This window comes from Pseudomonas sp. KD5 (assembly GCF_012932895.1).
Classification (GTDB): Bacteria; Pseudomonadota; Gammaproteobacteria; order Pseudomonadales; family Pseudomonadaceae; genus Aquipseudomonas.
This window is the reverse complement of sequence record NZ_JDWJ01000005.1, coordinates 275,105-288,934: the sequence shown is the minus strand read 5'-3', so window position 1 is coordinate 288,934 and position 13,830 is coordinate 275,105. Positions and strand designations below refer to the sequence as shown.

Genomic DNA, 13,830 nt, shown 5'->3' with positions numbered 1-13,830 from the left:
TGCTCCGATTCGCGCAAGGCGGATCGGGCCATCGCTCAGGAGTGCTTCATGAAGATCGATCCGCGAATAAGTGCCGAACTGGCAAGGCTCGAGCCCAATCAGGTTGGCGTGCTGGCCTGGTCCTTGTTGGCGCATCCGCCAGTCAGCATGGCAGGGGGCATCCCCCATCAGCCTGATCCCGACACCCCCAATGAAGATCCGACAGAACCCGGAGAGCCCACCCTGCCGGATGAGCCACCTCCCGCGCCTGTGGTCTGATACCCGTTTTTGTGGGAGCGAGCATCGCTCGCTCCCACGGGAAGGTGGCGTTTTACTTGAGGTTGCCGCTCAAAAACTGCTTCAACCGCTCACTCTTCGGATTGCCCAGCACGTCTTCCGGCGCACCTTCTTCTTCCACCAGCCCCTGATGCAGGAACAGCACCTGGCTCGACACTTTGCGGGCGAAGCTCATTTCATGGGTGACCATGATCATGGTCCGGCCTTCCTCGGCCAGGCCCTGAATGACCTTGAGCACTTCGCCTACCAGTTCCGGGTCGAGTGCCGAGGTTGGTTCGTCGAATAGCATGACTTCCGGTTCCATGGCCAGCGCACGGGCAATGGCTACCCGTTGTTGCTGACCGCCCGACAGGAACGCCGGGTACTGATCCGCCACACGCGGCGCCAGGCCAACCTTGTCGAGGTAACGTCGGGCGCGGTCCTCGGCTTCTGCCTTGCTACAACCGAGCACCCGCCGCGGAGCCATGGTGATGTTTTCCAGCACCGTCATGTGGCTCCACAGGTTGAAGTGCTGGAACACCATGGCCAGGCGGGTGCGGATCCGTTGCAGCTCATCGGGGTCGGCCACATGGATGCCGTGACGGTCCTTGGCCATGCGGATGTTCTGGCCGTCCATGCTCATGGTGCCGTCGTTGGGTTGCTCTAGAAAGTTGATGCAGCGCAAAAAGGTGCTTTTGCCCGAGCCGCTGGCGCCGATCAGGCTGATAACGTCGCCGGTTTTGGCCTTGAGCGAAACACCTTTGAGCACCTGATGATCGCCATAGCTTTTATGCAGGCCTTCGATGGTCAGTTTGTACATGGGGCGTGCATCCTCAAGGCGAAAGTAGATAGCCGCTGCGATAGGCTTCGGTGCCCGCGACGTGGGCGATTACCATGCCGGCAGTGGCCATGCGCCGCAGCGAACGGGCGTACATCAGCCCGGCGACGGTGCAATGAACAGGGGTGACGCGATCATTGATCGGGTCGATGACTTCGGCGATCAGTTGCCCGGCCTCCAGGTATTCCCCGGGCAGGGCCGTAAACACCAGCAGTCCGCCCACGGGTGTCGCCACCGGTTCGACGCCGGCCAGTGGCGTGGCCGGGTAGGGCAGTTCCGGTAAGGGCGCCGGCTCACCGGCAATCGCGCCGAAGTGAATCAGATAATCGATCAGCGCTTGGCAATCGAGGCTGGCCAACGGGTGATTAACGTCGCCCTGACCGCGCAATTCGACGGTGACCGAAAAGCTGCCCAGCGGAATATCGAAATGCTCACCGAAGCGTTCTTTCAACTGCCACCAGAGCAGGGTGAAGCATTCATCGAATGACTGGCCGCCAGAGTCGGTGGCCAACAGGCTGGCTTCGGCACCGATGTAACGCGCCAGCGGCTCGACCTGAGGCCAGGCCTCGGGCGTGGTGTAGAGGTGCGCGACGGCTTCGAAATCGCAATGCAGGTCCAGCACCATGTCCGCGTCGCAAGCCAGTCGTTGCAGGGTCAGGCGTTGGGATTGCAGTTGCGTGCTGGCGGTATGGCGCGCCAATGCGTCGCGCAGGCTGCTGCGGATCAGTTCGAGGTTGCGTTGTGGATCGTCGCCCAGCAGGCCTTCGATCTCATTGGCGACTTCTTCACTCAAGTCGACGAACCAGCGATTGAAGTTCTGCCCGCTTTCCAGCTCGTAGCGGCCCAATGGAACGTCCATCAACACTTGTTCCAGGCCAACCGGGTTGGCCACGGGCACCAGCACGATTTCGCTGCGCAGCCGGCCGGCGGCTTCCAGCTCCGCCAGACGCTGTTTGAGGTGCCAGGCCACCAGCATGCCGGGCAATTCATCGGCGTGCAGGGAGGACTGGATGTAGATCTTGCCTTTGGCCGCCTGGGGGCCGAAGTGAAAGCTGTGGATCTGTCGCACGGTCCCCGGCAGTGGGGCCTGCAGGTCATGAATCTGGTGGCGCATGTACGAATTTTCCTAGTGAGTCGGCCCGAGGAAGGCCAGCCATCGGCGTTCGGCGAGGCGGAACAGGCCGACCAGCGCAAAGGTAACGGTCAGGTAGATCAGCGCGGCGATGCCGAACGACTGGAAGGTCAGGAAGGTCGCCGAGTTGGCGTCGCGAGCGACTTTCAGGACATCCGGGATGGTCGCGGTGAACGCCACGGTGGTCGAGTGCAGCATCAGGATCACTTCGTTGCTGTAGTAAGGCAACGAGCGACGCAGCGCCGACGGCATGATGATGTAGGCATAGAGCTTCCAGCCTGACAGACCGTAGGCCTTGGCCGCCTCGACTTCGCCGTGAGCCATGCTGCGAATCGCCCCGGCGAAGATTTCCGTGGTGTAGGCGCAGGTGTTCAGGGCAAAAGCCAGGATCGTGCAGTTCATCGCATCGCGAAAGAACGCATCAAGGACGGGCTGCGCGCGCACGGCCGCCAGGCTGTAGATGCCGGTGTAACAGATCAGCAGCTGAATATAGAGCGGCGTACCCCGAAACAGATAGGTGTAGAACTGCACCGGCCAGCGCAGGTAGAACTTGGGGGAAACCCGAGCAATGGACAGCGGGATCGATACCAGAAAGCCGATGAAGATCGACGCACTGAGCAGCCACATGGTCATGGCCAGGCCGGTGATGTTGTAGCCGTCGGTATAAAGGAAGGGTTTCCAGTATTCCTGCAAGAGTTCGATCATCGTACGGCCTCCCGGGCACCGGCGGCGTAGCGGCGTTCGAGCCAGCGCAGGACGACGTTGGAGGCACTGGTGATCAGCAAGTAGATCAATGCGGCCAGCACCAGGAAATAGAACAGTTGATAGGTGCTTTTACCGGCGTCCTGCGCAGCCTTGACCAGGTCGGCCAAGCCGATGATCGAGACCAGCGCGGTGGCCTTGAGCATCACCATCCAGTTGTTGCCGATGCCCGGCAGGGCGAAGCGCATCATTTGCGGGAACACCACGAAACGGAAACGCTGGCCACGTTTGAGGCCATAGGCGGTGGCGGCTTCGACCTGGCCCCGTGGCACGGCGAGGATTGCCCCGCGGAACGTTTCGGTGAAGTACGCGCCATAAATGAAGCCCAGGGTGATGACCCCGGCGCTGAACGGGTTGATCTCGATGTATTCCCATTCCATGAGGTCGGTTAACGAGGTCAGCCAGGTTTGCAGGCTGTAGAAGATCAGCAGCATCAGCACCAGGTCTGGTACACCGCGAATCAGCGTGGTGTAGATCTGCGCCGGCACGCGTAGCAGTTTGACTTTTGACAGCTTGGCACTGGCGCCCAGCAGGCCGAGCAACACGGCCACCAACAGCGACAACACCGATAATTTGATGGTCATCCAAGTGCCTTCCAACAGCAACGGACCGAAGCCCTGAAGGCTGAAGGCTGAGAGCCCCAGGTTTTGTAATAGGTTTTCAAACATAAATCAGCAACCTGATCGGGTGAAAAAAGCGCCCATCGCGAGATGGGCGCCGGGCATTACTTGCCGCTGTACAGATTCAGATCGCCAAAGTGTTTCTTCTGAATGGTGGCGTAGGTGCCATCGTCGTGTAACGCTTTGATACCTTTATCCAGAAGTGCTTTCAGCTCTTTGTTACCTTTCGAGATACCGACTGCTGTTTTGGCCGGCAGCAATTCGCTGTCGACGGGCTTGCTGACTTCGTAATCGGCGCCTTTTGGCGATTTGATGAAGCCAAGTTCAGCTTGCAGCATGTCCTGGATCGCGGCGTCGAGACGACCGGAAGTCAGGTCGGAATACACCTGATCCTGGTTGGCGTAGGCCTGGGTTTTCACGCCGGCCTTGTCCAGCACGGCTTTGGCATAGGCTTCCTGAATGGTGCCTTGCTCGTAACCGACGGTTTTGCCCTTCAATGAGGCGACGTCTGCGCTCAGGCCGGAGCCTTTCTTGAACACGTAGGCGGTAGGGCCGGAGAACAGCTCGCTGGAGAAGTCGATGACTTTTTCGCGGGCCGGAGTAACGGTCATCGAAGAGATCACACCGTCGAATTTATTGGCTTTGAGGCCCGGAATCATGCCGTCGAAATCGCTTTCGACCCATTTGCACTTGACCTTCAGCTCGGCGCAGATTGCATTGCCCAGGTCGATGTCGAAGCCTACCAGGCTACCGTCGGCTGCCTTGGACTCGAACGGCGCGTAGGAAGGGTCAACGCCAAAACGCAATTCTTTGTATTCCTTTGCCAGCGCGGAGCCGGCGGCCATGCACAACGCCAGTGCAGAAAGGGTCAGCAATGCTTTTTTCATTATTCAATCCCTAAGAACCAATATGAGCGCTTGTGGCGCAGAAGTACTGTTACTGAAAAGCGTAAGACCTATTAAAAGTAGCAATTTCCGAACCAGAGTCCCGAACAAGCGTTTTAAAAGATGATTCAGGAAGTGGCAAAGCGCGATTTGTGCACGAAAACGGGCATCGCCAGATTCTTGCGCCTGGATGGTGCGCGGGGAGGCTCATGCCCATTAAATCTTGATGCTATTTATGTAGCAGCTGTCGAGCCTGCGAGGCTGCGTTCGGCTGCGCAGCAGTCGAAAAATCAGAACTTGCGGTGAGTCAGGCGGACCGCATCAGCTGGATTCACGACTGCTGCGCAGCCGAACGCAGGCTTCGCCAGCTGCTACAAAGGCAGGGCCACAAGAGTCGGGTCAAGCCAGTAAATCCTGCAACGCCGCCAGGCTGTCAGCTTCTTCCACCGACTTGTCCAGCCGCCAGCGCAATATCCGCGGAAACCGCACCGCAATCCCGCTCGGGTGCCGTTTCGACGGGGCAATGCTCTCGAATCCCAGCTCAAACACGAGGCTCGGTTGCACACGGATCACCGGTCCGGATTTTTCAACCGTGGTCTTGCGTACGATGCTGTCGATCTGGCGGATTTCTTCGTTGGTCAACCCGGAGTAGGCCTTGGCGAAAGGCACCAGTGTCCGCTCGCTGGCAGAGGGTGGGCCGTCCCACACGGCGAAAGTGTAATCAGTGTAGAGACTGGCCTGGCGGCCATGACCCTGCTGGGCATGGATCAGCACTGCATCGACACTGAACGGGTCGACTTTCCATTTCCACCACACGCCCGTGTCTTTGTTCCGCCCGACGCCATACTGCGCATCGCGGGCCTTGAGCATCATGCCTTCGACCTTCAGTTTGCGAGAGGCTTCCCGTTGGCGGGCGAGGTCGAACCAGTCTTCGCCGATCAACATGGGCGAGGCAAGTAACACCGGGTTTGCGCAGGTGGTGACAAGGTGTTCCAACTGAGTGCGGCGCATGGCCTGAGTCTGGTTGCGCAAATCCTGGCCCTGCCATTCGAGCAGGTCAAAGGCCTGAATGACCACGGGCACCTCATCGAGGATTTTCTTGTCCAGCGTGTTACGGCTGCTGCGTTTTTGCAGCAGGGCGAAAGGTTGCACCGCCAGCGACGCAGGCGATTGCCGCTCGCAAGCGCTCCCAGAGCCCGAGGGCGCGGTTTTCCAGGCGACGATTTCACCGTCGATCACCGTGCCGTCGGGCAAGTCGTGAACCAGGCTGCCCAGTTCGGGGAAGCGTTCGGTCACCAGTTCTTCGCCTCGCGACCAGACCCATAAGCGACCGTCGCGCTTGACCACTTGGGCGCGGATGCCGTCCCATTTCCACTCCACTTGCCATTGGCTGGCCGGGCCGAGCAGGGCTTCGAACTGCTTAACCGGTTGCGACAACGCATGGGCAAGGAAGAACGGGTAGGGTTGGCCACCCCGTTGGGCATGTTCATCGGGTGCTTCGGGGGCAATCAGCTTCAGGTAACTGGCGGCATTCGGGCGGTGCGACGGGTCGGTGTAACCCACCAGCCGCTGGGCCACGCGTTTACCGTCGAGCCCGGCCATAGCTGCCACGGCGCGGGTGACCTGCGATTTGGAGACACCGACACGGAAACTGCCGGTGATCAGTTTGATGCACAGCATCAGGCCCTGGCGATCCAGTTGCGCCCACAGCGCGGGCAGGCGTTCGGCGAGGACCCGCGGGGGCGCGCTACGCAGCGGCAACAGTTTGTCTTCAATCCACACCGTCAGTCTGTCGGTAGACGTGTGAGGCGTTTCGGGCAGCACCAGCGAAATGGTTTCCGCCAGATCACCCACCGCCTGGTAGCTTTCCTCGAACAACCAGGGCGAGAGCCCGGAACACGCGATTGCCATGTCGCGCAGCACCCGTACCGGCACCCATTGCCGAGACCTCCCGCCGGCCAGCAAATACACCGCCCAGGCGGCATCTTCGGGCGTGGCCTGGGCGAAATAATGCTGCATCGCCGCCAGTTTGGCGTTGCTTGAGGTGGTGGCATCGAGTTCGGCATACAGCTCGGCGAAGGCTTTCATGCCTGCACCTCGGTGCTCTCGGGTTCGAAGGCTGCGTTGTTCTCGTCGTCGCCGTATTCGGTGCGCAGTCCCATGGCATCAAGGCCCTGTTCGCGCAGATGCCGCACCAGCACTCCGATCGATCCATGGGTGACCTTCACCCGCTCGGCCCCGGACTGTTCGATGGCCCAGAGCAGGCCGGGCCAATCGGCGTGATCGGACAACACGAAACCACGATCCACACCATGCCGCCGCTGCGTGCCGCGCAAACGCATCCAACCGCTGGCGAGGGCATCGCTGTAGTCGCCGAAGCGCCGTACCCAATTGCTGGTACCCGTTGCAGGCGGCGCGAGGACCAGAGCTTTGCGCATCATCGGATCCTGCTTTTTTACTTCGCGGGCATAAATCGTTGGCGGTAAATGAATGCCGCTCTGACGATAAAACTGATTGATCGGTTCAACCGCGCCATGCACCAGGATCGGACCCAGGCTGGTATCGAGGCCATGAAGAACCCGCTGAGCCTTGCCGAAGGCATGGCAGAGCAGCACGCTGGTTTTATCGACTGCGGCGTTGGCCCGCCACCACTGATTGATCTCGGCAAGGATCTGCGCCTGGGGTTGCCAGCGGTAAATTGGCAGGCCGAACATCGATTCTGTGATGAAGGTGTGACAGCGCACCGGTTCGAACGGTGCACAGGTGCCGTCGGGCTCTGTTTTGTAATCACCGGAGGCGACCCAGACCTCACCGCCGAATTCCAACCGCACCTGGGCTGAGCCGAGCATGTGGCCTGCGGGGTGAAAACTCAGTTTTACGCCATGGTGCAGCAATTGCTCGCCATAGGGCAGCGTTTGCAGGTTGATGTTCTGGCCCAGCTGCGCGCGCAGAATGCCCGCACCCGGGGCCGCCGCCAGATAGTGTTGATTGCCACGGCGAGCATGGTCGCTATGAGCGTGGGTGATGACTGAGCGCTCGACAGGGCGCCACGGGTCGATATAGAAATCCCCGGGCGGGCAGTACAAACCTTCAGGACGTGCGATAACAAGGTCCATATTGTTACCAGAATGGAGAGGCCTGTTAGCTAGGAGGTTTGCCCGAAACGAGAAGTTCTATTTATTTTCACAGAGATTAAAAACAAAAGATCGCAGCCTGCGGCAGCGCTTACAGATGGGGGCGAATCCCCTGTAGGCGCTGCCGCAGGCTGCGATCTTTGTTACTTGCCAGGCGTCAACGTCAACCGCGTCTTGCCATACACCTTGTCAAAGTTCTGCGGCTGCATCGGCAGGCTCATGTATTGACCCTTGAGCCATGGATCGACGCTGTCGAGATAGTGCGGGCTGGCCGGGTTGCCGGATTGGCCGGTAGCGTTCTGGCCCATCAGCGGCTCGGCCTGGCCGAAGTCGACAATAAAGCGCATGGCCGGGGCCTGCGTGGTGTTGAAGTCCTGACCCCAGGCGAACGAGGCGGTGTTGAGCGTGGTGTGATCGCCGCCGGCCGCCAGCGGACCGCGCACGGTCTGGCCGCTGGCGTTTTTCCACTCGTAGCGGTGCAGCTTGCCCCACTGCCAGGCTTTGTGATCACCGCCCAGCTGGCTGTCACCCGCGCTGATCGCAGCCGCCAGGCTACGGGCCAGGATCGCCGGTTTGTCTTCTTTCTGCGCGGTGCGCACGTCATCCCAAAACGGACTGTCCTCACGCCCAAGCAGGTGATCGGCCTGGGCCGCGTAGGATAATTTGCCGTTGGCGATAAAGGCTTTCCACGCCGGGCTGCTTTCCGGGCCCAGTTCGTCGAGGAAAATCTGTTTGGTGCTTTCCTGCAGGAACAACTCGTAAATCGCTGCGTCGGCGGAAGTCGGGCTGAGTTTGCCGTCGAAGGCCATCAAGCGGGTATACGCCTCGCGAGCCTTGCCGCGATCGGCCACCGGCAACGCTTCGATGGCCTGCTTGAGTGGCTGGGCCATGCCCGGCGCTTCAAACATCTTCTTCAGCTTGGCGGCGAAGGTGGTGGTCTGGTCGTATTGCATGGCGATCAGGCTGCGGGTGTCGTGTTTGCCCGCGCCCGCCAGTTCGGCCATGCGTTCGCCACGCTCCGGCGCCGCCCAGGAATTGGACAGCTGCATGCCGTAGCCATGGGGAATGACCCGCTGGTTGGCGGTGCCGAGCCAGCCCTGCGCCGGGTCCTGATCATACGGATGGAGCATCGGGTCGGCGTAACCGTCCCAGTCGTAGCGACCTTCCCAGCCCGGCGACGGCAGCAAGCCTTCGCCTTCGCGACGGTTCGGGTAGCGACCGGTGACTTGCCAGCCGATATTGCTGGCATCGGCAAACACCAGATTCAGGGCGATGGCGCGGATTTCACGGCTGGCGTCCGACGCTCTCTCGGTACTCTGCGCCCGGGATAGGTCGAAAAAGGCGTCCAGGGTTTTGTCATCGGTGAAGTCCGGCGCCTGCAGGGCCAGGCCGAAACCATTCGCCAGTGCCGTGCCCTGGGCGCTGTTGAGCAGTGGCCCATGGCGAGTTTCGTACACCGCTTCGCGAATCGGTCGCTGGCCTTTGACGAAATAGGTTTCGTTGCGCACGATCGCCGGCTGCCATTTGCCGCCCACTTCGTAGGAAAGGCCATTGCCCTGGCGTTTGATTTTTTCCAGGAACACGTCCTGGTTGTCGCCCATGACTGTGGTCATGCTCCACGCCACTTTGCCGTTGAAACCAGCGAGCACCATCGGTAACCCGGCAATGGTTACGCCGGAGGCCTGGTATTTCGGTGCGCGAATCTGCACGTAACTGAACAACGAAGGGACGCCCAGCGGTCCATGGCTGTCGCTGGCCAGCAGGCTCTTACCGCTGCGGCTGCGTTGCGGGGCGATCGCCCAGTTGTTCGAGGAGGTAGCGCCCAGCAGATTCAGATCCGACAGTTGACCAGTGGCTTTGCTGATTTCGCTCAGCCCCGGGATTTGCCCGGTGAGTTTGATGCCCTGAAGTTTTTCAGCTTCAGCCACCGGCAGTTTTTCGTCGGGAGCGGACGGGGTCAGCCACGCCAGTTTGTCGGTGCTGACGGTCTGGGCCAGCATCAGCGAGGAAATTTCTTCCGGCAGGTTCGCCGACTGGCTGAAGTTCAGCAGGCAGAACATCAGCGCCGAATCTTCCGGTTTCCAGTACTCAGGCTTGTAGCCGGTGGCCGCGAGGTCCGCCGGCAGCTTGTCGCGGTAGCGGAACAGGTAGGCGTTGACCCCGCGGGCATAGACTTCGAAGAAACGCTTGAGGCGTGGCGACGAGGCCTTATACAGCTCATCCGCGCTTTTCTTCAGGTTGACCGCACGCATGTAGCGGTCGGCATCGAGCAGGTCCGCGCCGGACATCTCCGCCAGACGGCCCTGGGCCAGCAGGCGCAGAGTGACCATTTGGCTGATGCGGTCGCTGGCGTGCACGTAGCCGAGGGTGAACAGCGCATCGTGGAAGCTGTTGCTCTCGATCAGCGGCATGCCCATGGCATTGCGGCGGACTGAAACGTTTTGCGCCAGGCCCTTCAGCGCTTGCACGCCGGAGGTGGGGGGGAGGGTGTCCTGGGCGTTCCAGGTCTGACAACCGGTCAGGCTCAAAACACCGGCCACTGCTGCGGCAACGCCGAACCGGGGAAGAAAATGTGTAAGGGCTGGCGAGGCCATGGCAAAGCTCCTGCGGGGGTAGTGACGCGACAAAGGCGCTACGTTAGTGAGCAGGAGGTGGCCGCGCAAGCGGCGGCTGGGTTATTTCTTTTCGGTGATCGCCGGCATCAGGTCATCCTGTTTGCGTTTGATGGCTTGCCAGTAGCAAGAGGCGATGCTGAAGTGCGGCAAATTCAATGACCTCGCATAGGGAAAGTCGGCATGGAGCTTAAGACAAACGCGGCGCTGATCATCATCGATCAACAAAAAGGCATCCTGCATCCCAAGTTGGGTCGTCGAAACAACCCTCAGGCTGAAGAGCGCATCCTGGAGTTATTGGGGCATTGGCGTCGCACCGGGCGACCGGTGATTCATGTGCAGCACCTGTCCCGCTCTGTGGATTCGGTGTTCTGGCCGCAGCAATCGGGGGTGGAGTTTCAGGAGCGCTTCCAGCCATCGATCGGTGAGTGGCTGATACAGAAACAAGTGCCGGATGCGTTTTGTTCGACGGGGCTGGAGGCGCGTTTGCGCGAGGCGGAGATCGATCAATTGATCATCGTTGGCGTGGCGACTCACAACTCGGTGGAGTCCACGGCACGAACGGCTGGCAACCTGGGGTTTGAGGCGTGGGTTGTGGAGGATGCGTGCTTTACCTTCGACAAGGCGGACTTTTTCGGTAATGCCCATTCAGCTGAAGAAGTGCATGCGATGTCGCTGGGGAATCTGCGTGGGGAATATGCGACGGTCGTCAGCGCCGCAAACATCCTCATGAACGACTGAAACCTTGAACTGACCCCAAAATTAGGATTGGTGTCCAACTTTTGGGGTGCAGATCAACTTGTAGGAGCGAGGCTTGCCCGCGAAGAACGATGACGCGGTTTTTCTGATTGATCGTGGCGCCCTTTTCGCGGGCAAGCCTCGCTCCTACAGGGATTTGCGATTCAACAGGCGAAGAAATTATCCGCCCGAAGCCTCAAGCCCCGTGGCACTTCTTGAATTTCTTGCCGTTGCCGCATGGGCAAGGGTCGTTGCGGCCGACGTCTTTCAGGGCGTTACGCACCGGTTCCTGGTGGGCGTGGCCGCAGTTCGGGCCATGAACGTGGCCATGGTCGTGATCATGGTGGTCGTGATGGTCATGATCGTGGTTGCAGTCAGGGCCATGGACGTGGGGTTGCTGGGTCATCGGGGTCACTCCGGAATTAAATCGGCGGCGATTATCACGCCATTGCGCGCCAGGTGCACGTAGTGCGCGATGAATAAACCGGTTTCAAGCGTTCCTTCCAGACGATAGGGAATCGGTTGCTCGGGTTTTTTCAGCAGTTTCACCACGTCCCGAACCCTGGGCCACAGGTTGGTGCGGATCGGCACCTTGAAGTAGGCGCTGTGCTTGGGGCCGACGGTGAACCAATGTTCGTGCTCGCCTTCGGCCAGCAGGATGTCCCCCAGGTGAATGCGATATTCCAGGGCGCGCACCGTCAGGTCTTCGTCATTAGGGTTGTCGACGCGAAAATGCAGCAGGAATTTCTGCTCCAGCAACTTGGCCCGGACCACCTCGACCTTGACCAGATGCACTTGCGGGTCTGGCAAGTCGTTGCTGAACCATGAGGCACAGCCGCCGAGTCCTGAAAACAGAAGCAGCAAAGTGAACAGATAGAGCGCGAGTCGTCCGGTGATCATGGTCGTGTTTCTCCCTTTGTAGCAGCTGCCGAGCCTGCGAGGCTGCGTTCGCTGTAGCAGCTGCTACAGGGGGCACCTCAAGCGCTGAAATAACTCGCGCAGCACTTCTTGAACTTCTGCCCGCTGGCGCACGGGCACGCATCGTTGCGCCCGGCCTTGAGCGGCACGGTAGGGTCGATGAAGTACCAGCGGCCGGCGTTCTGCACGAATGACGAACGTTCGCGGTGGCTGTGTTCGCCGCTGCTGTCGTGCCAGCGAGCGGTAAAGGTGACGAAGGCGTGCTCCGGCTGGCCACCGAAAACCTCGGCGCTTTCCACCTCCAGGCCCAGCCAGGTGCTTTGGGCGCTCCAGTCGCTGATCGACTGGCGATCCAGGCCGGCCTGTTGCGCGGGTAGGGTGGTGGCCACCAGATAGTCGACCAGCCCCAGCACATAGGCGCTGTAGCGCGAACGCATCAGGACTTCGGCGCTGGGGGCCGGATGGCCGGCATGGTAATGGCCGCAGCAGGCATCGAGCAGCGTGCCGCTGCCGCAAGGGCAAATGGATGTACTCATTGCGTTACCACCAGTATTTCCCGAAGTTTTCCGGATTGGCCCAGAAGCGTGAGTTGAGCCAGTCGGGCACCTGTTTGTAGTCAAGCAGATCGTAGGTAAACAACGTCAACACTTGATCGTCGCGCTGGAAGCGTTCGCTGGCTTGCAGGGCCAGGGAGAAAAAATCCGTCTCCTGCCAACCGCTGGCGGGCAAGTCGGCAAGCACCGCAATGCGACTGGCATTGAGGTTGCGGATCCCGCCGAGCAGATTCAGGCCGTCGCGCTTGGGCAAGTGTTCGAGGCAATCGACCACCAGCGCCAGATCAAACCGCTGCGCCGCCAGTTCGGCCGGCAATGCTCCGGGTGCGGCAAAGGCGACGATGCTGTCCGGGTGCGCGAGCTTGAATGCCTCGAGCGCGGGGAACTCACTGGCGCCAATCAGCAACAGACGCGTCGGGGCGTAACGATCAAGCAAAGCGGCCAACGCCTGCTGGGGCGTGCGCGAAGAAATACTTGCAGTCATCGAAGATCCTCAATCAGAACGCCAAGATTAACGTGTCTTGTCGAGCGTGTTTAAGCAAAAAAGCGCCGATCTTCCGTGAACACAAGGCAAAACAGCAATGGCCTATTGCTGGCGGATATTAAAAGTCCGGTCTTTACTCCTTGAAATCGGTTATTAGCCGATCCCTCAGGAGAAAACTAGATGAGCATAGTTCGGACAGCATTACCTTTGGTTCTGCTAACCAGTGTGTTGACTGGTTGCGCAGGTTTGCAGAAAACCGACTGGCCGACCTGTGCGGCGGTCGGTGGTGTCGTCGGTGCAGGGCTCGGTGCGACGGAGAGCTCTTCATGGGCGGGGTATGGCGCACTACTGGTCGGCGGCACGGCAGCGGCTTATTGCTGGGTGCATGGCGATGGCGACGAAGACGGCGATGGCGTGCCGGATAGCCGCGACAAGTGCCCGCACACACCAAGAGGCGTGCGAGTCGATGCCGACGGCTGCCCTCCACCCGCGCCTGCGCCAGTGGTCGAAGAGAAGGCGGTGGTCAAGGAAGAAGTCATCGTTATCCGTGATGTTCACTTCCAGTTCGACTCGTCCAAGCTCACCCCAGCCGATAAAGAGGTACTCAACACCGTTGCTACGCGCCTGAAACAGGAATCCGCCAGCGCCCGGTTGACCGTGACCGGTCATACCGACAGCGTCGGCAGCGATAAATACAACCAGAAACTGTCGGACAAACGCGCCCATTCGGTGGTGGAGTACCTGATTTCCCAAGGCGTGCCACGCAGCAGTTTCGTGTCTGTGACCGGTGCCGGTGAAAGCCAGCCGGTGGCCGATAACAAAACCGCTGAAGGCCGTGCGCTGAACCGGCGTACGGAAATCAAAATCGACCGCTAACCCCCTTGTATTCCGCGGCTTGT

At 60.1% G+C, this 13,830-nt stretch carries 15 protein-coding genes; 3 read left to right on the top strand and 12 right to left on the bottom strand.

Annotation, left to right across the window (positions count from 1 at the left end; genetic code table 11):
* Positions 1-48 precede the first annotated feature (48 nt).
* Positions 49-258 carry a hypothetical protein gene (locus AF70_RS13550; protein ID WP_019580966.1) on the top strand — a complete coding sequence of 70 codons (210 nt, stop codon included), beginning with the start codon at positions 49-51 and terminating at the stop codon, positions 256-258.
* Positions 259-310: 52 nt separating this feature from the next.
* Here AF70_RS13550 and AF70_RS13545 read toward each other — a convergent pair whose 3' ends face one another.
* From AF70_RS13545 to AF70_RS13510, 8 genes are all read right to left on the bottom strand, one after another.
* Positions 311-1,075 (bottom strand): ABC transporter ATP-binding protein, encoded by a 765-nt coding sequence (locus tag AF70_RS13545; protein WP_007940591.1) that lies wholly within the window; start codon positions 1,073-1,075, stop codon positions 311-313.
* A gap of 13 nt (positions 1,076-1,088) precedes the next feature.
* Complete coding sequence (locus tag AF70_RS13540) at positions 1,089-2,207, bottom strand: succinylglutamate desuccinylase/aspartoacylase family protein (RefSeq protein ID WP_028939236.1); 1,119 nt, start codon at positions 2,205-2,207, stop codon at positions 1,089-1,091.
* 12 nt (positions 2,208-2,219) lie between these two features.
* The gene (locus AF70_RS13535; protein ID WP_019580964.1) at positions 2,220-2,930 is read right to left on the bottom strand and encodes an ABC transporter permease; all 711 of its coding nucleotides are present in this window, start codon (positions 2,928-2,930) and stop codon (positions 2,220-2,222) included.
* The gene (locus AF70_RS13530; RefSeq protein ID WP_018926931.1) at positions 2,927-3,655 is read right to left on the bottom strand and encodes an ABC transporter permease; all 729 of its coding nucleotides are present in this window, start codon (positions 3,653-3,655) and stop codon (positions 2,927-2,929) included. Before AF70_RS13530 ends, AF70_RS13535 begins: the two co-directional genes overlap by 4 nt.
* 56 nt (positions 3,656-3,711) lie before the next feature.
* On the bottom strand, positions 3,712-4,494 hold the full coding sequence (locus AF70_RS13525) for a transporter substrate-binding domain-containing protein (RefSeq protein ID WP_019580963.1): 783 nt from the start codon (positions 4,492-4,494) through the stop codon (positions 3,712-3,714).
* A 396-nt stretch (positions 4,495-4,890) separates the two neighbouring features.
* Positions 4,891-6,579, bottom strand: coding sequence for an ATP-dependent DNA ligase (locus AF70_RS13520; protein WP_028939237.1), 1,689 nt, complete (start codon positions 6,577-6,579; stop codon positions 4,891-4,893).
* Positions 6,576-7,607, bottom strand: a complete 1,032-nt coding sequence (locus AF70_RS13515) for a ligase-associated DNA damage response exonuclease (RefSeq protein ID WP_028939238.1) — start codon at positions 7,605-7,607, stop codon at positions 6,576-6,578. The genes AF70_RS13520 and AF70_RS13515 overlap by 4 nt, the downstream gene beginning before the upstream one ends.
* Positions 7,608-7,768: 161 nt before the next feature.
* A complete protein-coding gene (locus AF70_RS13510; protein ID WP_028939239.1) occupies positions 7,769-10,219 on the bottom strand; it encodes a penicillin acylase family protein in 2,451 nt (816 codons plus the stop codon).
* Positions 10,220-10,420: 201 nt separating this feature from the next.
* On the opposite strand from AF70_RS13510, the gene AF70_RS13505 reads away from it, so the two are divergent.
* Entirely contained in the window at positions 10,421-10,978 is a 558-nt protein-coding gene (locus AF70_RS13505; protein WP_028939240.1) for a cysteine hydrolase family protein, read from the top strand.
* A 193-nt stretch (positions 10,979-11,171) separates the two neighbouring features.
* On the opposite strand, the gene AF70_RS13500 is transcribed toward AF70_RS13505, so the two are convergent.
* From AF70_RS13500 to AF70_RS13485, 4 genes are all read right to left on the bottom strand, one after another.
* Positions 11,172-11,381, bottom strand: a complete 210-nt coding sequence (locus AF70_RS13500) for an SEC-C metal-binding domain-containing protein (RefSeq protein WP_007906737.1) — start codon at positions 11,379-11,381, stop codon at positions 11,172-11,174.
* A gap of 5 nt (positions 11,382-11,386) precedes the next feature.
* Positions 11,387-11,875 carry an LEA type 2 family protein gene (locus AF70_RS13495; RefSeq protein ID WP_019580957.1) on the bottom strand — a complete coding sequence of 163 codons (489 nt, stop codon included), beginning with the start codon at positions 11,873-11,875 and terminating at the stop codon, positions 11,387-11,389.
* A 77-nt stretch (positions 11,876-11,952) separates the two neighbouring features.
* Positions 11,953-12,429 (bottom strand): YchJ family protein, encoded by a 477-nt coding sequence (locus tag AF70_RS13490; protein ID WP_028939241.1) that lies wholly within the window; start codon positions 12,427-12,429, stop codon positions 11,953-11,955.
* 4 nt (positions 12,430-12,433) lie between these two features.
* A complete protein-coding gene (locus AF70_RS13485; RefSeq protein WP_018926922.1) occupies positions 12,434-12,931 on the bottom strand; it encodes a DUF6231 family protein in 498 nt (165 codons plus the stop codon).
* A 180-nt stretch (positions 12,932-13,111) separates the two neighbouring features.
* On the opposite strand from AF70_RS13485, the gene AF70_RS13480 reads away from it, so the two are divergent.
* Positions 13,112-13,807, top strand: a complete 696-nt coding sequence (locus tag AF70_RS13480) for an OmpA family protein (protein WP_019580955.1) — start codon at positions 13,112-13,114, stop codon at positions 13,805-13,807.
* The last annotated feature ends 23 nt before the right edge of the window (positions 13,808-13,830 follow it).